At 63.5% G+C, this 23,888-nt stretch carries 23 protein-coding genes and 1 pseudogene; 15 read left to right on the top strand and 9 right to left on the bottom strand.

Features of this window, described 5'->3' with window-relative positions:
• Positions 1-127: pseudogene (locus ABGN05_RS28780) on the bottom strand (IS3 family transposase); the annotation flags it as partial.
• 9 nt (positions 128-136) lie between these two features.
• Between ABGN05_RS28780 and ABGN05_RS28770 the strand changes: the two are divergent.
• From ABGN05_RS28770 to ABGN05_RS28740, 7 genes are all read left to right on the top strand, one after another.
• On the top strand, positions 137-901 hold the full coding sequence (locus tag ABGN05_RS28770; protein WP_444876179.1) for an IclR family transcriptional regulator domain-containing protein: 765 nt from the start codon (positions 137-139) through the stop codon (positions 899-901).
• A complete protein-coding gene (locus ABGN05_RS28765; protein ID WP_367957485.1) occupies positions 891-2,081 on the top strand; it encodes a M24 family metallopeptidase in 1,191 nt (396 codons plus the stop codon). The genes ABGN05_RS28770 and ABGN05_RS28765 overlap by 11 nt, the downstream gene beginning before the upstream one ends.
• Positions 2,078-2,899 (top strand): putative hydro-lyase, encoded by an 822-nt coding sequence (locus ABGN05_RS28760; RefSeq protein ID WP_367957484.1) that lies wholly within the window; start codon positions 2,078-2,080, stop codon positions 2,897-2,899. The genes ABGN05_RS28765 and ABGN05_RS28760 overlap by 4 nt, the downstream gene beginning before the upstream one ends.
• A gap of 73 nt (positions 2,900-2,972) precedes the next feature.
• A complete protein-coding gene (locus tag ABGN05_RS28755) occupies positions 2,973-4,145 on the top strand; it encodes a TAXI family TRAP transporter solute-binding subunit (RefSeq protein WP_367957483.1) in 1,173 nt (390 codons plus the stop codon).
• Between the two features lie 70 nt (positions 4,146-4,215).
• Positions 4,216-4,869: a hypothetical protein gene (locus ABGN05_RS28750; protein ID WP_367957482.1), complete on the top strand. Its 654-nt coding sequence runs from the start codon at positions 4,216-4,218 to the stop codon at positions 4,867-4,869.
• Entirely contained in the window at positions 4,866-6,230 is a 1,365-nt protein-coding gene (locus ABGN05_RS28745) for a TRAP transporter permease (RefSeq protein ID WP_367957489.1), read from the top strand. The genes ABGN05_RS28750 and ABGN05_RS28745 overlap by 4 nt, the downstream gene beginning before the upstream one ends.
• On the top strand, positions 6,142-7,377 hold the full coding sequence (locus ABGN05_RS28740; RefSeq protein ID WP_367957488.1) for a trans-sulfuration enzyme family protein: 1,236 nt from the start codon (positions 6,142-6,144) through the stop codon (positions 7,375-7,377). Before ABGN05_RS28745 ends, ABGN05_RS28740 begins: the two co-directional genes overlap by 89 nt.
• Positions 7,378-7,574: 197 nt before the next feature.
• Here ABGN05_RS28740 and ABGN05_RS28735 read toward each other — a convergent pair whose 3' ends face one another.
• Entirely contained in the window at positions 7,575-8,336 is a 762-nt protein-coding gene (locus ABGN05_RS28735) for an IclR family transcriptional regulator (RefSeq protein ID WP_367957481.1), read from the bottom strand.
• A 141-nt stretch (positions 8,337-8,477) separates the two neighbouring features.
• Here ABGN05_RS28735 and dctP point away from each other — a divergent pair, with 141 nt between their 5' ends.
• The 8 genes from dctP to ABGN05_RS28695 all read left to right on the top strand — a co-directional run bounded on the left by dctP (position 8,478) and on the right by ABGN05_RS28695 (position 16,318).
• Positions 8,478-9,449, top strand: coding sequence for a TRAP transporter substrate-binding protein DctP (dctP, locus tag ABGN05_RS28730; protein ID WP_367957480.1), 972 nt, complete (start codon positions 8,478-8,480; stop codon positions 9,447-9,449).
• An 88-nt stretch (positions 9,450-9,537) separates the two neighbouring features.
• Positions 9,538-9,945, top strand: coding sequence for a TRAP transporter small permease (locus tag ABGN05_RS28725; RefSeq protein ID WP_367957479.1), 408 nt, complete (start codon positions 9,538-9,540; stop codon positions 9,943-9,945).
• Positions 9,942-11,216 (top strand): TRAP transporter large permease, encoded by a 1,275-nt coding sequence (locus ABGN05_RS28720; protein WP_367957478.1) that lies wholly within the window; start codon positions 9,942-9,944, stop codon positions 11,214-11,216. The genes ABGN05_RS28725 and ABGN05_RS28720 overlap by 4 nt, the downstream gene beginning before the upstream one ends.
• Positions 11,216-12,097, top strand: coding sequence for an SMP-30/gluconolactonase/LRE family protein (locus tag ABGN05_RS28715; protein WP_367957477.1), 882 nt, complete (start codon positions 11,216-11,218; stop codon positions 12,095-12,097). The genes ABGN05_RS28720 and ABGN05_RS28715 overlap by 1 nt, the downstream gene beginning before the upstream one ends.
• Positions 12,094-12,810: an SDR family NAD(P)-dependent oxidoreductase gene (locus tag ABGN05_RS28710; RefSeq protein WP_367957476.1), complete on the top strand. Its 717-nt coding sequence runs from the start codon at positions 12,094-12,096 to the stop codon at positions 12,808-12,810. Before ABGN05_RS28715 ends, ABGN05_RS28710 begins: the two co-directional genes overlap by 4 nt.
• Complete coding sequence (locus ABGN05_RS28705; protein ID WP_367957475.1) at positions 12,807-13,502, top strand: HpcH/HpaI aldolase family protein; 696 nt, start codon at positions 12,807-12,809, stop codon at positions 13,500-13,502. Before ABGN05_RS28710 ends, ABGN05_RS28705 begins: the two co-directional genes overlap by 4 nt.
• A 12-nt stretch (positions 13,503-13,514) precedes the next feature.
• Positions 13,515-15,266: a thiamine pyrophosphate-binding protein gene (locus ABGN05_RS28700; protein WP_367957474.1), complete on the top strand. Its 1,752-nt coding sequence runs from the start codon at positions 13,515-13,517 to the stop codon at positions 15,264-15,266.
• A 635-nt stretch (positions 15,267-15,901) separates the two neighbouring features.
• A complete protein-coding gene (locus ABGN05_RS28695; RefSeq protein ID WP_367957473.1) occupies positions 15,902-16,318 on the top strand; it encodes a recombinase family protein in 417 nt (138 codons plus the stop codon).
• On the opposite strand, the gene ABGN05_RS28690 is transcribed toward ABGN05_RS28695, so the two are convergent.
• From ABGN05_RS28690 to ABGN05_RS28660, 7 genes are all read right to left on the bottom strand, one after another.
• Positions 16,294-16,737 carry a GNAT family N-acetyltransferase gene (locus tag ABGN05_RS28690; protein WP_367957472.1) on the bottom strand — a complete coding sequence of 148 codons (444 nt, stop codon included), beginning with the start codon at positions 16,735-16,737 and terminating at the stop codon, positions 16,294-16,296. The two genes, ABGN05_RS28695 and ABGN05_RS28690, sit on opposite strands and share 25 nt — an antisense overlap.
• A 30-nt stretch (positions 16,738-16,767) precedes the next feature.
• On the bottom strand, positions 16,768-19,218 hold the full coding sequence (locus tag ABGN05_RS28685; protein ID WP_367957471.1) for a GcvT family protein: 2,451 nt from the start codon (positions 19,216-19,218) through the stop codon (positions 16,768-16,770).
• 78 nt (positions 19,219-19,296) lie between these two features.
• Positions 19,297-20,427: an MFS transporter gene (locus ABGN05_RS28680; protein ID WP_367957470.1), complete on the bottom strand. Its 1,131-nt coding sequence runs from the start codon at positions 20,425-20,427 to the stop codon at positions 19,297-19,299.
• Between the two features lie 42 nt (positions 20,428-20,469).
• Complete coding sequence (locus ABGN05_RS28675; protein ID WP_367957469.1) at positions 20,470-21,186, bottom strand: ABC transporter ATP-binding protein; 717 nt, start codon at positions 21,184-21,186, stop codon at positions 20,470-20,472.
• Positions 21,170-21,985, bottom strand: a complete 816-nt coding sequence (locus ABGN05_RS28670; protein WP_367957468.1) for an ABC transporter ATP-binding protein — start codon at positions 21,983-21,985, stop codon at positions 21,170-21,172. The genes ABGN05_RS28675 and ABGN05_RS28670 overlap by 17 nt, the downstream gene beginning before the upstream one ends.
• Entirely contained in the window at positions 21,982-22,995 is a 1,014-nt protein-coding gene (locus ABGN05_RS28665; RefSeq protein ID WP_367957467.1) for a branched-chain amino acid ABC transporter permease, read from the bottom strand. Before ABGN05_RS28665 ends, ABGN05_RS28670 begins: the two co-directional genes overlap by 4 nt.
• Before the next feature lies 1 nt (position 22,996).
• Positions 22,997-23,863: a branched-chain amino acid ABC transporter permease gene (locus ABGN05_RS28660; protein ID WP_367957466.1), complete on the bottom strand. Its 867-nt coding sequence runs from the start codon at positions 23,861-23,863 to the stop codon at positions 22,997-22,999.
• Positions 23,864-23,888 lie beyond the last annotated feature (25 nt).

The following is a 23,888-nucleotide window of genomic DNA, read 5'->3' as shown; positions in this document are numbered from 1 at the left end:
CGCTGATCGTCGTCTTCACCGGCTTGCCGCGGATCGCCCCTTCGAGGCCCATTTCCCGCATCAGCCGCGAGACGGCGCAGCGGGCGACGTCGAAGCCTTCCCGCCTGAGCTGCCGCCAGACCTTGCGATCCTGGAATTGCTGGATGCCGAGCGGCAGCCGCTTGGAATTCGTGAGATCGCACGGCGCCTCGCGCTGAGCCCTAGCATCGTCCAGCGGCTCATCCGCTCGCTGCATCAGGCAAATTTTGTCTCGCAGGACGCCGAGACACAGCGTTACTCCTTGGGGTATCGGTCGCTTTCGCTCGGATCATCGCTGGCTACCGAAGACAATCTCATCTCTGCGGCGATGCCGGTCCTTTCGCGGATGACACGGGAGCTCGAAGTCAACGCTTTCCTCGCGGTCGTGTCGGGTGACCGCCTCGTCTACGTGCTTGCCCTGCAAAGCGCCGGTCCGATCGCAATCCGCTCGGCCTCCGGAACCGTGGCAGCCTTCCATTCCACGGCCATGGGAAAAGTGATGCTCGCCGAGGAAGGACCAAGGCGTTTCGACGAGTTGCTTGGGCGCGGCACACTCGAGCGCTTCACTGAAGCAACCGTGACGGACCGAAAGGCGCTCGCCGCCCAACTCGAGGAAATCCGCAATCAGGGCTACGCCACCTCGGAGGAGGAAAACCTCCCAGGCGTCGTCGCCGCGGGCGCATGCGTGCGCAATGCCTCCGGACGGTGCATTGCCGCCATCAGCGCGGCCTATGCCCCGCATCTCCAACCCGCGCTCAAGCTGCCGCAGGCGATCGCCGCCACGATGCGTGCTGCCAACGAGATTTCGCTCAGCCTGGGCTGCCCCGAAACCCTGCTGAAAAAGGCCGGGCCTCTCGCGGTCGTGGGCGGCAATGTTGCTTAATCTGGAGCGGCTCAACGCTCGCATGGCTGCGGACGGGATCGACGCCGTGATCGCGACTTCGCCGGAAAACGTAACCTACGCCAGCGGCTACTGGGCACTGTCGCAATGGATCAGGCGCGGACCGCAAACCTATGTCGTCTGGCCGGCGCCAGGCAGGGGCGCGCCGCACATCATCGCCAGCGCCAGCCTCCTGGACCTGCTGGCTGACCAGGAAGTCAGCGTCTCCAATATCGCGAAGTTCGGTGATTTTGTCGTCGAGATCGACGACCGCGCCGAACTCTGCGAAGCCGACAGCCGACAACGCGAACTGTACGGGCTTGCAAACGACGGCAGCGCAGGCGCAGCCCTCAGCCGTGTCCTCGACCGGCTCGGTCTTGCCGGAGGGCGCATCGCCGTCGACGAAGGGGGGCTTCCTCCGTCTTTGGCTGCGTTCCGGCTCGATAAACCGCCATCGATCGACGCCGTGGACGGCTTTCAGTTCTTCCGCCAGGTTCGGGCGGTCAAAACGCCGCTGGAGGTCGAGCGCCTGCGCAAGGCCGCGTCGATCGCAGAAGCCTCGATCGAGGCGGCGCTCGCGATTGCCGCGCCCGGCGTTTCGGAAGAGCAACTTGCGCTCGAATTCAATCTCGAAACACTAAGGCTGGGCGGGCTGCCCGTGCTCTACTGCATCGGCACCGGCGCACGCTCGGCCATGCCCAACGTCCAGCCCGCCTCGCGCAAGCTGCGGGAAGGCGACATTATCCGCTTCGATGTCGGCGGGCGCTACAAGCACTACCGGGCCGACATCGCGAGGATCGCGGTTCTCGGCGAACCCTCAGAAAAAATCAGGTCCTATCACCACGCGCTACACGTGGGGGTACAGCGCGGCATCGAGATGCTGAAGCCCGGTATCAAGGCCGCGCACATATTCGATGCCGTTGTGGAAACGGTGCGGCGGGACGGAATTCCCCACTACAAGCGCACCCATGTCGGCCACGGAATCGGCATCGACGGCTATGACCTGCCCGATCTTTCCCCCTCAAGCACCGACATCATTGAGGAGGGCATGGTGCTCTGTGTGGAGACACCATACTACGAGCTTGGCTTCGGCGGACTGCAGGTCGAGGACATGGTGGTCGTTCGCCATGATGGCGCAGAAACGCTGATGCAATCGAGCGGCGCGCTGAGGGTGATATCGTGACTGCGCACTCACGCTCGCTCGACAAGGCTTCCCTGCGCTACGCTGTGCCTGCCAAAGTGCGGCTTGCCGCGAGGTCCGGCGCTCTGGCATCCGCGACCCACGGCCTCGCGCGCGGCTATGTCCAGGCGAACCTTGCCATACTGCCCGAGCGCTACGCCTTCGACTTCCTGCGGTTCTGCCTTCGCAATCCCAAGCCCTGTCCTATTGTCGAAGTGACCGACCCGGGCGATCCGCAGCCTCGTCTCAGCGCACCTGGCGCAGATATCAGGACCGACCTGCCGGGCTACAGAATCTATCGCGATGGCAAGTTTGTCGAAGAAGTAGGGTCGATCGAGGCGCACTGGCGCGAAGATTCCGTGGCCTTCCTGCTCGGCTGCAGCAATTCCTTCGACCAGATATTGCTTCGCCACGGAATCGCTCAGCGCCACACTGAAGGCGCCGACGGACGCATATCGGTCTATCGATCGAACATCGAATGCGTGCCCGCCGGCATCTTTCACGGTCCAGTCGCGGTGACGATGCGGCCGATCCCGTCGAAGGACGTGGTGCAGGTCGTGGAACTGTCCTCCCGCTTCCCAATTGCGCATGGCGCGCCGGTGCATATCGGTGATCCCGCCGCAATCGGCATCGCCGATCTGAAGCAGGTTGAGTGGGGCCGCTACAACGAGCCAGGACCCGACGACGTGCCTGTTTATTGGGCTTGCGGCGTCACCCCGCAGGCCGTGGCGATGGCTGCCCACATTCCCGAGATGATCACCCATTCCCCGGGACACATGTTCGTCACCGATCTTCACATCGACGATCTGCGCACCGGGTAATTCCAGCTGGCCGCTGCCGGAGCCTGGGTTCCGGGGCCAGTCAACAATGAAAGCGATCCAGAGGAGAAGCGAAATGAAGTCACATGGGATAACCGCGTCGCTCCTGCTGGCGGCATCGGTCCTGATTGCTGCACCGCAGGCTGGCGCCGCCGAGATCGACCTCCCCAGGGACATTTCCTGGACCGCGTTCGGCACCTCGTCGTCCGGCTACGCTCAATCGGTCGGCATCGGCCAGATGCTCAAATCGAAGTATGATGTCGACCTGCGCATCATCCCCGGCGAAAATGACATCGAGCGCATGGTGCCACTGAGAGCGGGCCAATCAGATATCTGCGCATGCGGCATTGCCTCCTATTTCGCGCAGGAAGGCGTGCAGATGTTCGCCGCCAAGGCGTGGGGTCCGCAGCGTCTCTACAATCTGTTCAACAATGTCGGCATCAACGGCCAGACCGCTGCAGTCGCGGCCGATGTCGGCGTGAAGACGATCGCTGACCTCAAGGGCAAGCGGATTGCCTGGATCAAGGCCTCTCCCGGCAACAATATGAACATGACCGCCTTTCTCGCGTTTGGCGGCCTCACATGGGACGACGTTGAAAAGGTAGAAGTGCCGGGCGTGCAGCAGTCGCTCGACGCCATTCTCAACGATCAGGTCGATGCGGCATGGGCAAGCACCCTGACCGGAACGCTCAACCAGATCGCGGCATCGCCCCGCGGTCTCTACTACCCGCCTATGCCGAAGGACGACACCGCAGGGTGGGAGCGCGCTCACGCTATCGCGCCCTGGTTCGCGCCCGTCTTGGTGCAATCCTTCATCAAGGCAACCGGCGTCGAGGAACCCTTCGAGGGAATGAACTATCCCTATCCCCTGTTCGTCGCCTCGCCGGACATCGACGACGCCGTCGCCTACGGCCTCACCGCTGCCATTCTCGGCAATTTCGACGCCATCAAGGAAGCGGGGCCAAGCATGGAGGGTTACGCCATCGACCGCCAGCTTCTCAGCTACGTCTTCCCATATCATCCGCAGTCGATCGCCTATTTCAAGGAACAGGGCCTGTGGACGGAGGACGACGAGCAGCGCAATGCTGAGCTTCTGCGGCGCCAGGACATACTGGCGGCGGCTTGGGAAAAGATGTCCGGCATGAACGTCGCGGAGGCGGACTTCGAGGCCGAGTGGATGAAGCTGCGCGCCGCGTCGCTTACAGACGCGGGCCTGCACGTGGTCTTTGAAGCCGACGCAAGCAACTGATCCTTGGAGCCTGTGGCGCGCGCCGCAGGCCGGAGGCGCGCACTTACATCGCCCCTAAGAAAGCCACACGATGTCCAGTTCGAATGCCGCATTGAGTGAAGCCTCCTCGACATCTTCATTCGAAGAGAGGCCGGCAATCTATCCGCGGGCGGTTCGCATTGCCGCCTCGGTCGCTGCACTGCTGTCGGTCTTCATCGCCGTATGGATCATATTCGGCATCGGCAGCTGGCTGCGGCTCTACGTGCCGCTCGAGAACGAATATCTGTTCGCGCTGCTCGGCCTTCTGGTGCCGATCGTCTTTCTCGCCCGCGATGTGCGCGGGGCGACACGCCAGGGCTCGGTGCCCGCATTCGATTACGCCCTGGCGCTGCTTGCTTTCGCTATCGCCATGACCTTCGCGTTCAAATCCGACTCGATCCTGTTCGAGGGATGGGTCTATCTGGCCCCGAATTACGCTAAAGTCCTGTCGATCATGATGTGGGTGCTGGTGCTGGAAGGGCTCCGGCGCTCGTCCGGGCTCGTCATTTTCATCATTTGCGCGCTGTTTTCGCTGTACCCCGTCTTCTCGGACTTGGCGCCCGGCATCCTGCGAGCCCAGGCGACCGCCTTCGATATCACCGCCGGTTTCTACATCTTCTCAAGCGAGGGAATTCTCGGCGTTCCGTTTGGCGCGTTCGCAACGCTGGTTATCGGCTTTCTGATCTTCGGCGTAGCGCTTCAATAAACCGGCGGCGGCGCGTTCTTTCTCAATCTCGCATTCGCGCTTCTCGGCACCCGGCGTGGCGGCCCTGCCAAGGTGGCGATATTCTCTTCCGGCCTGATGGGTTCGATGAGCGGCTCCGTCATCACCAACGTGCTGACCACGGGTGTCATGTCCATTCCAGCGATGAAGCGGGTTGGGTTCTCGCCCGCTACGCAGGCGGCGTGGAGGCGTGCGCTTCCACCGGAGGCGTTCTCATGCCGCCAGTCATGGGCGCAACGGCCTTTGTCATGGCCACCTTTATCGAGGTTCCCTATTCCGAGATCGTCATCGCCGCCGCCATCCCGTCGCTGCTCTACTATCTCGCGCTGTTCATGCAGATCGACGGATATGCCGCCCGAAATGAGATCAGGGGCCTTCCCCGCGCCGAGCTGCCCAGTCTCCGTGAAGTGTTCCGTGAGGGATGGTACTTCATCGCCGTCTTCGTCCTTCTGATCGTCATGCTGCTCTACTTCAAGCGCGAAGCGCAGGCGCCCTTCTACGCATCGCTGCTGCTCATCCTGATCAATCAGTTTTCCACCAAACACCGCTGGAACTGGGCCAAGGCGCGCGCTTTCGCCGAAGCCGTCGGGGTCATGCTGGCCGAACTTGCCGCGCTGCTGGCGGGCGCCGGTCTCATCATCGGCGCGCTGACCCTGTCGGGCAAGGTGGGCACGATCGCCTATGAACTCGTCGCACTGGCGGGCGGCAATGTGATCGTGCTGCTGCTGGTCGGCGCGCTGACGAGCTTCGTGCTGGGCATGGGGATGACCGTCACGGCCGCCTATATCTTCCTCGCGGTCACGCTTGCCCCGGCGCTGACGGGTGCTGGGCTTGATCGGCTCTCGGTACATCTGTTCATGCTTTACTGGGGCATGGTCTCGTTCATCACGCCACCCGTTGCGCTGGGTGCCTTCGCAGCCGCGTCTATCGCCAAAGCCAACCCGATCAGCACCGGCTTCGAGGCGATGCGGCTGGGTTCGATCATCTATTTCCTGCCCTTTTTCTTCGTCCTCAATCCGGCTCTCATCGGCCGCGGCGCGCCGGAACAGGTGCTGATCGTCGTCGCCACCGCGCTGTTTGGCGTTTGGCTGATCTCCGGCGGCCTTCAAGGCTATCTGATCGGCATCGGAGACCTTGGCCGAAAGTCGATCGGCAGCCTTGCGGCAAGGGGCTCGATCATCGCGGCCGGTCTCGCCTTCGCCCTGCCCGGGAGAGGGCTTCTGGGCATCTCGCAATTCGGACTGATTGTTCTTGGTGTCGGCCTGCTCATACTCGCGGCCCTGCTGGCTTCAGTGGACCGCCTGTACACCCGACGGGCGACGACGGAGCACGAGGCCGGATGAAATCGCAACGCGAGTCCTCAATACCGAGCCGGCTTCATCGGAGGGCTTTTCCAGCCTCTCGATACCGACCCATCGCGGCTCGACGATTGTCTATCCTGACTATGAGAGCTTCGCCGCGCGCGGCAAACATCAGCGACACGAATACACCTACGGACTGGCCGGCACGCCCACGACGAGGACGTTGCAGAACCGCCTCACGGAACTGGAGTCGGCGCACGATACGTTTCTGACGCCGTCCGGCCTCTCGGCGATTACGACGGTGTTTCTGGCGGTATGCAGTCCCGGCGACAGGGTTCTTATACCCGATAATGTCTACCCGCCTGTGCGCCGCTTTGCCGACGGTGTTCTGGCGAGGCTCGGCATAGTCGCGGTCTATTACGATCCGCGCATTGCCGCTGCGCCCATTGAGGCGCCCGAGAGGCTCAGGCTGGTCTGGATCGAGGCACCGGGATCGACAACGATAGAAATTCCGGATTTCGGCCGACTCCATACGCTGGCCCGAACGCAGGGCGCGCTGATCGGCTATGACAATTCCTGGGCGACCCCCTTGCTTCACCGTCCTCTCGAACAGGGTGCCGACATCGTCGTGGAGGCGCTCACGAAGTATCTAACCGGTCACTCCGACCTGCTCATGGGATCGATATCGGTCGCCAGCGAGGAACTAGCCTGTACCGTCCATGCCTACATTACCTCGCTTGGACTTGGCGTATCGCCTGACGACTGCTTCCTTGCCCTGCGCGGCATGGAGACGGCAAGCGTGCGCCTCGCCCATGTCGGCTTCTCAGCGCTTTGGCTGGCTGAACAACTTCAGAGTGCCGCGCCGGTCGACGAGGTCCTTCACCCGGGCTTGCCTACGTTCAACGGTCATCGGTGTTGGCGAAAGCGTTCCTTCGGTACAAGTGGCCTGTTCACCGTGGTCCTCAAGCCTGAAGATCTGGGCGCGTTTCGACGGCGCTTCGACAGCCTTTCGATCTTTCGATTGGGGGCTTCGTGGGGTGGTACTCACAGTCTGCTGGCGCCCGTATTCCTGGATCGTGAACGGTCGCTGGACCGCAGCTACGCTCGAAAGCCGCTTCTCCGAATTAGTTCAGGGCTCGAAGCGAAAGAGGATCTCCTGGAGGATTTGATGGGGAACGTGTTCGCATAGAACGGCGGCCTCTCAATTTACACACGCGATCGAACCGCTCGAGGATTCTGCGAGCCGCTATGGACTGTCAGGCCGGGGATCAGGTGCTGAAATGTCTATTGTTGAACTCTCTAAAATGGATGTGGACAGTGCCGATCACCGGTCGGCCGCTGTCATGCTTCCGGTGGGCCGAGCCAGACGAAGGGCTCGCGCGGCTCTCAGACAATAATCGGGTGTTGGGCAAGAGCGGCGCGTATGATCTGGGCAACTTCCTCGCGCCGCTCGCCCGGCAGACGGTCACGGGCGGCAGCCACCGAGATGGCCGCGACCGGGGTTCCACCAGCATCGGCAATAGGAACGCCAATTGCTATCATCCCGGGCATGACTTCGCCCATGTGCAACGAATAGCCCAGCGACTGCGCACGGGCGATGAGTTCCCGGAAGTGGGTGTCGTCGATGCCAAATCGCTCGCGCTCGGAGGAATGGGCCGCCACGACGCGCTCGACCTCCTGTTTCGGCGAAAAGGCAAGAATCGCCATCGGAGCAGCGCCTATGCCGAGCGGCCGGCGCGCACCGACTTCCACCGGCAGCGCTTTGAGCGGATAGGAGCCGACGCGTCTGGCGACATAGACTGTTTCATCACCCTGACGCACGGCGAGATAGACCGTGTCACCGCATAGTTCGCAGATCTCATCCATAGTGGGTCCAGCCTGATCAACGATATCGAGTGGCTGCACCGCCTGGGCCCAGGTTGTTACGCGGGGCCCAATGAAAAACCGGGACGTGCGCTGATCCTGCACCGCAAGCCCAGCTTCCACGAGACCCGAAACGATGCGATGGCCGGTGCCTTTGCCGAGACCCGTGGCACGGCAGATGTCAACCAGCCTCGCGCCCTCTCCCCTGGTGAGGGCGATGCTGTCGAGCACCTCGGCCATCCTGCGCGTGTTCTGATGCCGACCGGTTGCTTCGCCCTGTTCCATTCAATCGAACCTTTTTTGATTCTGCGAGATAAATGCATTCAAGCGCCTTGACAAGATACATGGGCGCATGGAAAACATTCGATTTAACAAAACTAGGTTCTATCTAATCGAACCAATGACGAGAAGCAAGGGAGGAATGTAATGAAGACGCTTCTTACGACGATCGGCTTTTCGGTCGCGCTCACCGGCGCTGCGATGGCCGACAACTGGACGGGCTACACCTATCTCGCCAGCGATACGTCCATCGGCGCGAAGAACCTGATCGAACTTGCCAAGGAGTTCACCGAGGAGACCGGGGGCAAAATTGCGGTCGACGTCAATCTCGCCGGCTCGCTCGGTATCAAAGCGAGCGACATCACCCAGGCAGTGGGGCAAGGCATCGTTCAGATCGCAGCGGACGGCTTCTTCCTTGGCGCCATCGAGGAAGGCGGTATTCTCCGCCTGCCCATGCTGTTTTCCTCGATAGAGGAATTCAACAAGGGGCTGGAAAGCGTAACGCCTGTGCTCGAAAAGGCGTTCGCGGAGAAGAACGTGGTGCTGCTCGCGCAATACGTCTATCCGCTGCAAGTGAGCTGGGCCACATTCGACATGACTTCACTTGATGACATGGCCGGACACAAGATGCGGGTTTCCTCGCCGGAGCAGGGTGCGTTCGTTTCGGCATATGGCGGTTCGCCCGTCACGATCGGCGGCGCTGAAGTGCCGACCGCGTTGCAGACCGGCGTGGTCGACGGGGTTTTCACCGCATCAGTCGGCGGCGGGATCCTGTGGAAAGACCAGCTCAAGACCACCTACAGGATGGGACCCAACTTCTTCAACAGCGCCATTATCGTGAACAAGGACGCTTTCGACGCCCTGTCGCCGGAACAGCAGTCGCTTCTGAAGGACCTTGCAGAGGAATACGCGGCCAAGGCGACCCAGGAGCAGATGGAAAGCGAGGCTAAAGTCACGGCCGAACTCGAGGCCGGCGGCATGAAGGTCGTCGTAGCAAAGGACGGCGAAGCGGCAGATGCTGCCGGCAAGATGGCCGGCTACTGGGACAGTTGGGCCGCCGAGCATAGCGAGCGCACTCGATCGGCGCTTGATGACGTGCGCAAGATCCTCGGCCGGTAGCATGCGGCCGGGCCCGTCCCCAATCAGACGAGGGCTCGATGTCCTCGTCACTTTGGCGGATTGGGCTTGCTACGGAGTTCTCGGCCTGATGGCGCTGGTTGTCTGTGTCGAGGTGCTCTGCCGCTGGTTGTTGGGCTTTTCCATTCAGATTGCAGAAGAAACCGCCTCGCTCGGCCTCGTCTCACTGACCTGCCTTTCGCTTGCGGGCGCGTTTCGCGACGGCCATTTCCTCAGGGTTGATGCATTGTATTCCGTGTTTCCGCACCCGTTTCGCGCTGGCCTGCAGCCGGTTTTCCTTCTCGCCGGCGTGGCGGTCACATCGATCTATCTCTGGCAATTGATCCGGCTCGCCGCTGACAGTTTCTTCCGCGGAATCAGATCCGACACGGCGCTTGGCGTCCTGAACTGGATTCCGCAGGCGGTCATGATCGCCGGACTGGCGGTGCTTTTGATCGTCATCGTCTCTAGCTTCGTCATTTCCGGGGGCGAAGAATGACGCTTTTGATTGTTGTGATCGCGGTAGCAATGTTGCTGCTCGTAATCGGCCTGTGGATTCCTTTCGTTGTAGCAGGTGCAGCCATGGCTTTGATCGTGGCGAAGAAGGGCGTGGCCGGCCTGACCGCGGTTGGTCTGGTGACGTGGTCTTCCGCCAACAGCTTCACGCTGACGGCAATCCCGATGTTCATCCTTATGGCCGAAATCCTGCTCCAGACCGGGCTTGCAACACGCCTGTACCGGGGGCTTGCCCGGGTGACTCGTTCGCTGCCGGGCGGACTTCTGCAGACGAATATCCTGGGATGCGCGCTGTTTTCGGCGATCTCCGGATCGAGTGTCGCTACCGCGGCCGCAATAGGCACGGTAGCGGTACCGGAACTCAAAAGCCGCGGCTACCCGATGTCGGCAGCCTATGGGTCGCTCGCGGCCGGCGGTACGCTTGGCATTCTGATCCCCCCATCGATCGCGCTGATCGTCTATGGAACGTTCACCGAAACGTCGATCGTCCGCCTGTTCGCGGCCGGGATGATTCCCGGCATCCTGCTCGCATTTCTGTTCAGCATCTATGTCGGCTTTGCCGGACGCCGGCAGGCGGGAGCTCCGCAGAAGGCAGAGCAAGATCCCGGCGCCGGCGTTCTCTTGGATGTCGGCCCCGTCGTGGCACTGATCGGCCTAGTTCTCTCAGCGCTTTATCTGGGGGTCGCCACGCCTACTGAAGCGGCGGCTCTCGGATCGGTGCTCGCCCTTGTGATCGCCTTCGCCCTTGGTGAGCTGACAAGCGACCGGCTCGTGGCGGCGTTTCACCGAACCGTGCGATCCTCTGCAACGATCTTGTTCATCGTGATTGCCGCTTTCCTCTTTTCCTTCGCAATGGCGATATCGGGGGTGACCGGCGCCCTTACCAAAGAGATCGTGGGCATGAACCTCACCCCAGTGGGCTTTCTCGTCGCTGTGGCCATCGTCTATCTTATTCTCGGACTGTTTATCGAATCGATCGCGATGATGGTGATTACCGTCCCGCTCATCGCGCCGGCATTCGCCATCTACGGTATCGACCCGATCTGGTTCGGTGTTTTCCTGGTTATCCTCATCGAGATCGGACAGATCACACCGCCGTTCGGACTGAACCTCTTCGTCATCCAGTCGACGGCCAACGCCCCCTACACGGACGTCGTGAGGGGCGCTGTGCCGTACTACTTCATTCTCCTTGCCTTTCTCGTTCTCCTTGTCTTGGCCCCCGGGCTGGCTCTCTGGCTCCCGGGGAAGATCTGATGGTCGACCCCAAAATCAGACAATTCACCGTCTTGTGCAGCATGCCGGGCGAACTGCGGCGCGGGGCGCGATCGGAATGGTCACGCTACGCACTAGATGGCCGCAAGCTCGACGGCTTTCTGGAAGGCCCGGTCATGGGACCAGACGGAACGCTCTACATGACCGACATTCCCTTCGGCCGGATACTGTCGTTCGCGCCAACCGGGTCGTGGTCGGTGGTCGCCGAATATGACGGCTGGCCCAACGGCATGAAGCTAAGCGACGCCGGCTTTCTGGTCGCCGATCACAAACGCGGTCTGCTGGAGATCGGAAGGGAGGGGAGCGTCCGCGTCATTGTCGACGGTTTCGAGGGCGCCCCCTTCCACGGGCTGAACGACCTGACCGTCGCGCACAACGGCGATATCTGGTTCACCGATCAGGGCATGTCAGGACTCGACGCGCCTTTCGGACGCCTGTTCAGATATTCCAACGGTCTTCTGACTATGGCGATGGGCGGCATACCCAGTCCGAATGGTTTGGTGTTTTCCGAAGACGAGACCGTCATCTATCTGGCCGTCACCAGGGACAACGCGATTTGGCGCCTGCCGCTCGGTGAGGACGGCAACATCCGCAAGGCGGGCCGTTTCATCCAACTGTCCGGCGGTGTCGGCCCCGATGGGCTGGCACGCGGTCCGGACGGTGACCTGATGGTTGTCCATGCCGGGCTCGGTGTATGGCGTTTCGGGGCCAATGGCTTGCCGCGTACATTCTGGCACGACCCTGACTTCACTTATCCGACGAACCTCGCGGCCGATCCGCGAAAGCCGGGCTGGTACCTGGTCACGGAGTCCCTCACCTGTAGCGTACTGTGCGTGGGACTCACGGACGGAGAGGCGGGATGATGGAGAGCGTCGTCATCACCGGCGCGTCCGCGGGTATCGGACGAGCTACTGCCGACGCTTTGGTGCGTCAGGGCTATCACGTCATCAACCTCGATCGCGCACCATGTGTGGCGGAGAGCATCGAAACTGTTTCGGTCGATCTGCGCGATACAGCGACCCTGACTACGCTACTGGAAGATCTGGCGGGCAGGCATCGTATCACCGGGCTGGTCAACAATGCCGGATTCGCTCGCACAGCCTCGCTGGACGACACAGACGAGCCGCTTCTGTCGGACACGTTCGCGCTCAATCTGACCGTGCCCGCGCTTTGTGCTCGCATCCTCGCACCTCACATGAAGGCGCGCGGCTACGGACGCATCATCAACATATCCAGCCGGTCCGCCCTCGGCCGCGAACTGCGCACCGCCTACGCCGCTTCGAAAGGCGGCATCATTTCGATGACACGCGTATGGGCCATCGAGCTGGCGAGGTTCGGTATCACGGCGAACTGTGTCGCGCCGGGGCCGATCACGACCGAACTCTTCGACCGGATGAACCCGGAAGGCTCCGAGCGCCGAGCTCATATGGTCGGGGATATTCCCGCCGGGCGCATGGGACGGCCCGAAGAGGTAGCGGCAGCTGTCGCATTTTTCCTTTCGCGGGAGGCAGGTTTCGTCAACGGACAGACCCTTTACGTGTGCGGCGGCCTTTCTGCCGGAAAGGCGATGCTTTGACCTTCGCTGGGCAGCTCAAGAGCGATCTGGCCGCGTCGCGACCGTTGCGCGTGGTCAACATCGACTACTCCAATGCGGGGCTGGTGGAATTTCTGGGCAAGACCTGCGCCGACGTCATCTTCATAGACTGCGAGCAGGGTGACACATCGGTCGAGAGTATCGAGAACCTGGCGCGCGCGGCGCATGTCGCCGGCGTTCCGGCGATCGTCAGGACCGGGTCGCCCGACGCCGCGGTTATCGAGCGGACCCTCTTGCGCGGCGTTGATGGCATTGTCCTCCCCAGGTTGAAGACGTCCGCAGAGGCCCGCAAGGCGGTGGCGGCGGTACACTATTGCATGTCCGGCCAGCGACCCGACTTCGCGGTCATCGTGCAGGTCGAGGATATCGCGGCGGTACAGACGCTGGACGAGTTTCTCTCGGTCGAAGGCATCGACTGTTTCTTCGTCGGGCCCGTCGATCTTTCGAAGTCGATGGGGTTCGGTGGCACCTGGACGCGGACTGAAGTTCGCGACGTGGTCGAGCAGACGCTTTCCCGCATCATCGCGGCAGGCCGCGCGGCCGGAATGCTGGCTAGCCCCGATACGATCGGCGAACTCCACAGACTAGGCGTGAGCTTCCTCTATCTCCACACCAACGACTTCATTCGCCTCGGGACGGATGAGATTGCAGCCCGTTGCATGCAAATCGACTGAAAGGACCGCCTCGTGAACCAGGCAGCGCACATAGCAGACTATTCCACCCTCACCCTCACCGGCGGAGAAGCGATTGTCGAGATTCTGGAGCGGGCGGGTGTTGGCCCCATGTTCGGCATGGGCGGGTTCCAGCTGTTGCCCTTCTACGACGCGGTTCGCCGCAAGGGTCTGACGCATCATCTCATCAATGACGAGCGCTGCGGGGCATTTGCGGCTGACGCCTGGGCGCGGGTTTCGGGCAGGCCTGGCGTTTGCGACGCCACGCTGGGGCCCGGCGCCACCAATCTGGTGACGGCGCTGGTTGAAAGCTTCAACGCCGGCATCGCCCAGGTCGTGTTCGTCGGCGACACCCACCGCGACCATTCCTGGAAGAACATGACCCAGGAGACCCGCCAGCTCGATATTCTGCGCCCCGCGGTCAAGGACGTGATCCGCGTCGAGCGGTCCTCCCGGGTGCCGGAGGCGGTGCGCCGCGCCTTTGCGGTCGCCACCTCCGGCAGGCCGGGTCCTGTTGTAGTCGATGTGCCCGAGGACATCGCGCATGAGAGCTTCGACTATCCGCTTTCCGACCTCTGGATTGATCCAGCGACCACACGCTTTCCGGCTTATCGCTCGCGGCCTGACGCGCGGGCAGTCGAAAAGGCTGCCGCGGCGATCGCCAAGGCCAGCCGTCCGCTCCTGCTGGTTGGCGGCGGCATCCATATCTCGCAGGCCTATGAAGCACTGCAGGCCTTCGCTGGGGCTCACTCCATCCCCGTCGCCCACACGCTGTCGGGCAAGGGCGCCATCGCCTGCGTCCATCCGCTCTCAATCGGCCTGTTCGGGCGCTACTCGCGCATCGCCAACGAGCTGATCGAATGCTCCGACTGCCTGATCGTGATCGGTTGCAAGCTAGGCGAGATCGCCACCAAGCGTTTCCAGCTGTTCAACGGCGCCGCTCCGATCATCCACATTGAGCTGCTGCCCGAGGAGATTGGCCGCACCACGCGGACCGACCATGCTCTGGTCGGCGACGCCCGGCTTGCGCTGGAAGATCTGTCCGCCGCCCTTCACGGCGCGGCGGCGACGTCACGTGCGGCCCGGTCCGATTATGCAGCGGAAGTGACCGCCCGCATGGCCAAATGGCGCAAGGGCGCAGCCGACCGGCTCTTGTCGGATGAGGTGCCGATCAATATGGGCCGCATGCTGAACGAGTTGAACAACGAAATGCCGGCCGAGTCGGTGCTGGTTGCCGATGGCGGCTTCGCCGCGCACTGGGGCGGCCTGCTCTATGACACGAAGGCGGCGGGCCGCAGGTTCGTGGCCGACCGTGGCTTCGCCTCGATCGGCTACGGCCTGCCCGGCGCCATGGGCGCCCAGATGGCCGTGCCCGACCAGCCGGTGGTCGCCATTACCGGCGATGGTGGCTTCAACATGACGATCGGCGAACTCGAGACCGCCCGCCGCGTCGGCACGCCCTTCACCCTGATGATCGTCAACAACGCCGCGTCCGGCTACATCAAGGCGCTGCAGCATTCCATGTACGGCGCCTACCAGTCGGCCGATCTGGTCGAGATGAACTACGCGGAAATCGCCAGCGATTTCGGCTGTCACGGCATTCGCGTTGAGCATCCCGACCAACTGGCGCCGGCCATCCGTGCCGCCAATGCCGAACGCGACCGCCCTTCCGTCATCGACGTGGTCGTCACCCGCGACCCGGCCAAGATGCTGCCCGGCGTCGACAACCGAACCCTCAAGATCACCAAAGGCGACAGGCCAGTGTGAGCCTGATCCACAAGGCCGGTAGCGGAGAGAAACCAACAATCGGGCAGGAGCTCCTTCGTTCGCTTAGGAAAAATGGCGGAGTCGATCTCTACGACCAATGTGGGGGCGCACACCTCCCGTTCATCCCGCAATAGTTGAACCGGTTTCAGGGTCGAAGTGCGCCACCCCTCGCGAATCCCGACTACCGATAAATCGTCATTTGCTGCGAACAAATCAGGGCGCTCCTTCCGGCAAGTTGGATCTCGGCGCCCAGACTGCTCCAATCAGGCGACGTTGATCTGTTCAATTTCGAAAGCAAACATCGGTTCTTGGTCTCAGGGGGAACGGCGGTAACGGACCTCCGCTACCAGCAAATTCAGTTAGATAGGTAGCAACGTCTAGCCTACGAGCTCTCCCTAGGCTCACAGCCATGTCAGGCCCCGGCTGACGGATCGTTCTGTGTGGGCGAAGGTCACTTCAAGCCATCCGAGCTGTCGGACTGGCTTGTCCGGGGCCACTATCGGTCGGTCGGGCCTATCGTCGTAGATTTTGATAGCGGACTTTCGGTCTGGAAAGTCGATCCCATGGTGTGAGGCGTCGCAGACTGTTGTTGCCGCCGAATGATCGGACACGATCAGCGTTGGATTTGATCTGCGATGAACTCGCGCGGGATAAGCGTCCGCTCGCTCACCGAGAGCTGTGATGCCGGGACTTCCAGCGCCCAACTCATGGTCCACCTCATGGCCGCACTCGCCAAGTCCGAGCGCGAGTTGATCGGCGAACCCACCCACGCCCGCTTCGCGCCGCACGAGCGCGAGGCGCTCGGCTCGGACGGCCGCCAGGCCTTGGAGTGCAGGAACGGTACGCCGCAGTCCGATGCGTCCGCGCCGGTCACCCGGGCTCGGGATGTCGCCAAAGCGCATGGGATGCGCCAAAGAACACCCTATCGGATACTCCGTTACTTCGGTGCTCCTGCGCCTCGAAACGAAGTACATCCGAGCACAACCCCGCACATCCAGGTAGCTTCGCGGAGACGAACTGTCCGATCCTATTTGCCTGGCACCAAGTCGTAAGTTACCCAACCTGTCCGCGCCGCCTTCCGATCGTACACGGCGCGAGCGCGATAGTTGTTCTCGGCCGTGATCCAGCGGACGACAGTCCAGCCGCGCGTCCGCGCGATCTCTTCCAGTGCGGCAAGCATCGCGTCGGCAACGCCGGTGCCGCGGGTCTCCGGATCGACGAAGAGGTCGTCGAGAAAGCAGCCGGTGGTCGCGGAGAGCGGCCGCGCGAAGGGGCGGAAATGGGCAAGGGCGACCAGATGGTCCCCCTCCTCAGCCACCAGTCCCTCGCTCTCGTGAGCGGGATCGTGCAGCCAGCCCCATACGCGGTCGCGCATCTCGGGCGTCTGGTCAACCTTGTAGAAGTTGGCATAGCCGGAATAGAGCCGGTCCCATTCTGGCCGGTCGTCGGGCTTTGGCTTGCGGATCTGCATGGCGAGTGGGTCTCTCCTCCGTGGGCGGTGTCAGGCCTTGATGCGCTCGCCCTTCGGATCGTACCAGGGCCCGAATTGCGCGATGATTGGCCACCGCTTCATGGCGATCTCTACCTCCAGCTTACCGCTTTCGAGCCAGTCCTTCGTGACGCCGCCCTCGTTCTCGACATAGGCCAGTCCCAGCGACGCTCCCACGCGGTAGCCGTACGCTCCCGAGGTGACGGAGCCGATGATCCGGCCATCGAGAAGCACCGGCTCGTGGTGAAGCAGCAGCGGCGGCGCTTCGGTGTCGACGAGCCTGATCTGTACCATGCGCCGGCGCAGCGGTCCCGACGACTTCTGCCGGGCAAGCGCGTCGCGTCCGATGAAACCGCCCGGCTTGTCGAGCGCCACCGCGAAGCCGAGACCGGCCTGGTAGGGCGTATCCTCTTCGCCGATGTCGTGGCCCCAGTGGCGGTATCCCTTTTCCATGCGCAGCGAGTTCAGCGCGAAGAAGCCGACACGGCCGAGGCCGAGGTCGCGACCGGCCTCGATCAACGTGTCGTAGACGTGAGCGGCGAATTCGGCTTCCGCGTAGAGTTCGTAGCCCAGTTCGCCCATGTAGGTCAGCCGGCTGGCGCGAACGCGCGCGAAACCGAGATCGATTTCGCGGCTGGTGCCGAAGGGAAAGCCTTCATTGCTGAAGTCGTCCGGCGAGACGCGCCGCATCAGTTCGCGCGCCTTCGGGCCCATCACCGCCAGCATCGGCAGGCCGGAGGTGACGTCGCAGACCATGACGCGCGCGTCTTCTGGAATGTGCCGCTTCAGCCAGGACAGGTCGCGGCGCTGTGAAACGCAGATGGTGACAACCAGGAAGGCGTCCTCCGCCAGCCGCGTGACGGTGACGTCGGCCTCGATGCCGCCGATCTCGTTCAGCCATTGGGTGTAGACGACCCGGCCCACCGGCACGTCCATCTGGTTGGCGGACACCTTGTTCAATACCGTGAGCGCATCGGGCCCTTCCACACGGTACTTTGCGAAACAGCTGTGGTCGAAGATGCCCACCGCCTCGGCCGTGGTGCGGCATTCGGCGCCCACATTGGCAAACCAGCTGGGCCGGTCGTAGGAATAGCGGATGTCCGCGCGTTCTTCTTCCGTGCCGTAGAAGCCGGGCCGCTCCCACCCGGCCGCTTCCGTCATCCAGGCGCCGGCCGCCAGCAGCCTGTCGTGGATCGGCGACCGGCGGATGCCACGGGCGGTTTCGAACTGGCGCGAGGGCCAGTGAATGTCGAAGCTCACGCCGATGGATTCGCCCGCCCGCGCCGCGAGGTAGCTGCGGTTGCGCTGGAAGGTCTGGACCCGTCGCACGTCGACGTCGATCAGGTCGACCGGCGGTCGGCCGTTCTGGATCCAGGATGCGAGCGAGCGGCCGACGCCGCCCGACGAGAGGATGCCGAGCGAGTTGAAGCCGGTGGCGCAGAACAGCCCGGCGACCTCTGGCGTCTCGCCCAGCAGATACCGGTTGTCGGGCGTGAAGCTCTCCGGTCCGTTGAAGAAGAGCTGCATTCCCACCGACTGCAGGCGCGGGATCCGCTTTATCGCATCGTCGAGGTGGGGCGCGATGTGATCGAGGTCTTCGGGCAGGCTGTCGAAACTGAAATCCGCTGGAATGCCGTCGAGGCCCCAGGGTTTGCCCTTCGGCTCGAAAAAGCCGATCAGCAGCTTGCCGGCATCTTCCTTGTAGTAGGTCCATTCGTCGCCGACGAACAGGACAGGAAGGTCGCGTGGCAGATCGGGGATCGTCTCCGTGACCACATAGAAATGCTCGACTGCCTGCAGGGGCACGGTGACGCCGATCTCGGCCGCCAGCTCGCGCGACCACATGCCACCGCAGATCACCACGTGCTTCGCCCTGATCGCGCCTTGCGAGGTCATCACGCCGGTCGCGCAGCCCCCCTCCACCAGGATCTGCGTCACGGTCAGGGCTTCGACGATGCGCGCGCCGCCCATCCGCGCGCCCTTGGCGTAGGCCATCGTCACGTCGGCGGGGTTCACCTGTCCGTCCATGGGGGACCAGAAGCCGCCCACGAGATCGGATGTGTCGACCAGCGGCCAGCGCTCCTTGATGCCGGCCGCGGTGACCGCCTCGACCGGAAGGCCGAAATTGCGGGCCATGGAGGCGCCGCGGGCGAGCTCCTCGTAGCGTGCGGCATTGTTGGCGACACGAAGGGAGCCGTTGCGGCGAAAGCCGGTAGCCTGGCCCGTCTCCGCTTCGAGCGTGCCGAACAGCTCACCCGTATATTGCGCCAGTTCGGTCATCTGCCGCGTCGCACGCAGCTGCGTCACCAGGCCCGCGGCGTGCCAGGTCGTGCCGCAGGTGAGCTGCTTGCGCTCGCACAGGACCACGTCGCTGATGCCGAGCTTCGTGAGGTGATAGGCGATGGAGCAGCCGGCAACGCCACCTCCAATGATGACGACTTCGGCGCTCGAGGGAATGTCCAAGACCGGCTCCTTTCCGGAACGGACCGCCCGACCGGCACAAGGACGGCCCGGGACGGATAGTTGAATTGCATTGGGGAGTCATCGGCCTCTGCTGGATCGCTCCAGAAGCAGGGGCGCCACGATGGCGGTGAGAGCGAGGACGGCACAGAGGCCGATGGTAGGGGCATAGCTCTGCGCCCGATCGAAGAGACGACCGGCGATGTCGGGCGCGACCAATCCCGCCAGTCCGTAGGCGATGATCAGCCGCCCATAGAGACGCGAGATGTGTTCGGCGCCGTAGCGCAGGCCCAGCAGCACCGGCATGATCGATCCCGAGCCGCCGAAGGTGATGCCGACGAGGGCCGCGCCCGCGAAGAACACGGCAGCGCTTGCCGCGAACATGGCCAGCGTGCCGACGAGCGCCAGCGCGCCGAGTGCCATCAGAACCCGCCGTTCGCCGAGCCGCTCGGCGATCGGCGCGCCGAGGATCGAGCCCGCCAGATAGCCCAGGGTCAGCGCGGACGCGGCATAGCCCGGAGCGGGGATTCCAGCGGAAGCGGCCATGGCCGCCGCGTGCGAAATCACGGCGAGACCGATGAAGCAAAGCATGAAAAAGATCATTGCCAGCACCAGGAACGGCCGGTCCATCCGCGGGGCGGTGCCAGCGAGGGTTTGCGCCTCATGATCGCGCCGGCTCGCGCCGGAGGCCAGGACGGCCAGCACACAGAGAAGGCCGACAACAAGTACGACGATGCCGATGCGCACGAAGGCGCTCCCGGGGGCGGCGGACGCGATCCATCCGCCCAGCGTCACCGGAAGCAGGATGCCGCTCAGTGCGAATGCGCCCATCGCGACGCCGATCGCGACAGCCCTCACATGCGCCGGTAGCGCGGCCGCCAGCGACAGGGCGAAGGCATAGGCCGTGCCCGAGCCCGCGCCGAATCCGACGCCGTAGCCGAGGGCCAGTGCCGCCCAGCTCGGCCATATCCCGAAGACCAGATGCCCTCCTGCGATCAGAGCGAATGCCAGGCAAGCGACCCCCAATCGTCCGATCCGCGCCAGAAACGCCGGCATGACCGAGGCCCCGACCGTGAAGCTGATAAGCGCCAGCGAGGAGATCATGCCCATGTCGGCGCGGCCGAGCCCAAGCGAGGCCTCGATCGGCAGGATGAACAGGCTCCAGACGTACAGGAGCCCCGCCGCGCCGTTCGCGAGGATGGCGCCAGCCATCAGGAGTATCGATCTGCGCGGTTCCGGTTCGGCTGCCATCGATCAGACCCCGAGATAGGTTTCGGCAAGCGCGTCGCTCGCGAGGAGCTCGGCAGGCGGTCCGGACCACACGAACTCGCCATGGCTGAGCAGAGACAGGTGGCGGGCGGTGGCGGCGATGCGTTCCACGCTTTCCTCGACGATCAGGATCGCCATGCCCTGGGCGGACAGGTTGTTGATCGCCTCGTAGATCTGGTCGATGACCAAGGGCGCGAGGCCCAGAGACGGCTCGTCCAGCATCAGGAGCTGCATCTTCGCCGCCATCAGGCCGCGGCCGATGCCGAGCATCCGCCGCTCGCCTCCCGACAGCGAACTCGCCGTCTGGGACAGCCGTTCGCGCAGGCGCGGAAACAGTGTCAGCACGTGTTCGAGCCGGTCGGCGGTCGCCCCTCGGCTCGGGTTCATGGTGCCGCCGACAAGCAGATTGTCGCGAACCGTCATCTTCCTGTAGATCAGGTCGCCCTGCGGCACATGGATGATCCCGCGCCGCGCGATCTGTTCGGGCGCCAGGTTGTCGATGCGCTCCCCGTTCAGCCTGACAACCCCCGACATGCGCGGCATCAGTCCCGAGATGGCACGCAGGCACGTGGTCTTGCCGTTGCCGTTCGGGCCGACGATGCCGGTGACCTGCGCGGCGGCGACCCGCAGCGACACATCGGTCAGCACCGGCTCGCGGCCATAGTTCGCCGAAAGATTTTCTATCTCAAGTTGCGTGGACATCGTTCGTCCCAGCGGCCCTCTTCAAATCCCTGAGGCCCGAGGTGCCGAGATAGGCCGAGACCACCTCGGCGCTCTCGGCCATGCCTGCGATGCTCCCCTCATAGAGTTTCGCGCCGTGGTGCAGCACCATCACCCGGTCGGCCAGCGCGGTGACGAAGCTCATCACGTGTTCGATCAAGACGATTGTCAGGTTGCGCTCGGCGCGGATGTGACGGATGACCTGTGCGCACTGGTCGATCTCGTCGCGGTTGAGGCCGCCCACCGGCTCGTCCAGCATCAGGAGGCGCGGCTCGGTCGCGATCGCGCTGGCGAGCATCAGAAGCTTGCGCTGCAGCCCCGTCAAAGTCGCGGCGGGCCGCCTGCGCTCGCTGGACAGGCCGACGATCTCAAGCGCCGAGTCGCAGGCGGCGCGGCTGTGGCTGTCGAAACTCAGCGCCGGAAAACTGCGGTTGCGATGGCCGAAATAGTTGGCGGTCATCAGGTTTTCCTCGACCGTCATGGAATCGAACACGGCGTTGAGCTGGAAGGTCCGGGCCAGGCCGAGGTGGCAGATCTGCTCGGGACGCTGCGTGGTGATGTTCCTGCCGAACAGCACCACCTCGCCTCCGCTGGGAACAGTCAGTCCCGAGACGAGATCGAAAAGGGTCGTCTTGCCGGCCCCGTTGGGTCCGCTGATGCCCAGTATCTCGTTGCATTCGACGTGAAAGGTCAGATCGTCGACCGCCGCCATCGCGCCATAGCGCTTTGTCAGGTGGCTGACCTCAAGGGCGGTCCCGTGTTTGGCATCGGGACCGCTCACGACCCGCCTCCCCCGGCGCGCGCCTTCGCCCAGGGCAGCAACGGCGAAAGGCCGCCTGCCAGCCCCTCGGGCGCCATGATCAGGATCACGATGAGCAGCAGCGCATAGGTCGAGCTCTGCCACTGTGCGAGGCCGGTGGTGTTTTCCTGCACCAGGGCGAGGCAGATCGTGCCCAGCACGGGACCCCAGATCCGGCCACGTCCACCCACGATCATGATCGACAGGAGGAACAGAAGCGTCGGGAACCCCAGGATCTGGGGCCCGAAGGTGCGCTGGGTGCCGGCATAGACGCCGCCTGCCAGACCCGTGAAGAATCCTGCGGCGGCAAAGACGATCAGCTGGAACTTCTCGATGCGGATGCCGCGCGCACGGGCCGCCTGCTCGTTGTCGCGCAGGGCCTGGAAGGCGCGGCCATAGGGGCTGTGGATCACGGTGATCGCCGCAGCCATGCACAGAACCAGGGTCGCCAACGCCAGCAGGAAATTGCCCCAGGCCGCGCCGCCGTAGCCGAACATCTCGTTGAAGCCGAAATCTCCGAACCGGGTGACGCCGCGCGAACCTCCGGTCAGGGAATAGCAGGCGCTCGCGGTGCGGCGGAAACAGGCCACGTCGGTGACGATCAGCTGATACATCACCATCGAGATCGACAGTGTCACGACCACGGTGTAAGCGCCGCGGAGCCGAAGCGTCGAAAGGCCCATCAGGAGCGCCATGCCCAGGCCGGCCAGCGCCCCGATCGGCAGGCTGACCCAGGGCGAGATGTCGAAGTACAGGCCGAGAAGCGCAACCGAGTAGCCGCCGGCGGCAAACAGCGCCAGGTTGCCGATCGACATAATGCCGGCCACACCGAGCACGATGTTCCACTGGGTGACCACCGCGGCCCAGATCAGGTAGAGCGTGCCCTGCCCGAGGAAATAGTTCGACCGTCCGGTCAGCGGCAGCAGGACCAAAGCGAGGGTGAACACCGCAAGGATGAGATAGTCCTGCTTCTGCGGGCTGAGACGGTTCATGTCAGTTTCTCGTGATGTCGCGGGAGCCGAACAATCCGTTCGGACGCAGGACGAGCATCGCCACCGCCGCGAAGAGCAGGACCGGGCTGCCCCACTTGGTGCCCAGCTCGAACTGGGCCACGGTCTCGAGAAAGGCGAGAAGGAAGGCGCCGACCACGGCACCGGTAATGCTCCCCAGCCCGCCGATGACGCAGATGATCAGCGCCTTCAGCAGCGGTTCCTGGCCGACCGTCGGATAGACCGCGGTGCTTTGCGTGATCAGGACGCCCGACACGCCGGCGACGGCCCCCGAGATCAGCATCACCTTCATCACGATCCGGTTGACGTTGATGCCGTTCAGCCGCGCGGCCGTCGGCTCTTGCGCAACCGCGTTGATCGAGCGTCCGAGCGCGGTGTAGCGCAGCATCAGCGTCAGGATCAGGGTCATGGCCAGACTGATCGCGATCACCATGACCGTCTGCCAGGCGATTGAGGTTTCACCGAAGGCGAACCGCCCCTCGATCGCGAAGGGCTGCCGCTGGGTCGACGGACCGACGATGTTGTTGATGCCGTCGACCACGATGGTCGCCGCCGCCATCGTCAGGATGATGATGTTGATCTCGAAGCCGGGGCGCGCGAAGACGCGCGCCACCAGCAGAGTGTTGATCACGGCGCCGATGGCCGCGCCGCCCGCCGCGCCCGCCAGAATCCCGGTCCACGGCGGCATCCCCAGCTGGTTCACGACGAGGAGCGAGGCATACGCTCCCACCGTAATGAACGCGCCATGCGCCAGGTTGAGCATGCCGAACGTCCCCCAGATCAGAGCCAGGGAGACGGCGCTCGCAGCGTAGAAAGCGCCCAATCCGAGGGTGGTCGCCAGGATGTCCATTGTGGCTCGGGTTTCCTTGGTTGCG

This window comes from Aquibium pacificum, assembly GCF_040839445.1.
Classification (GTDB): domain Bacteria; phylum Pseudomonadota; class Alphaproteobacteria; order Rhizobiales; family Rhizobiaceae; genus Aquibium; species Aquibium pacificus.
This window is presented reverse-complemented; position numbering and strand designations above follow the sequence as displayed.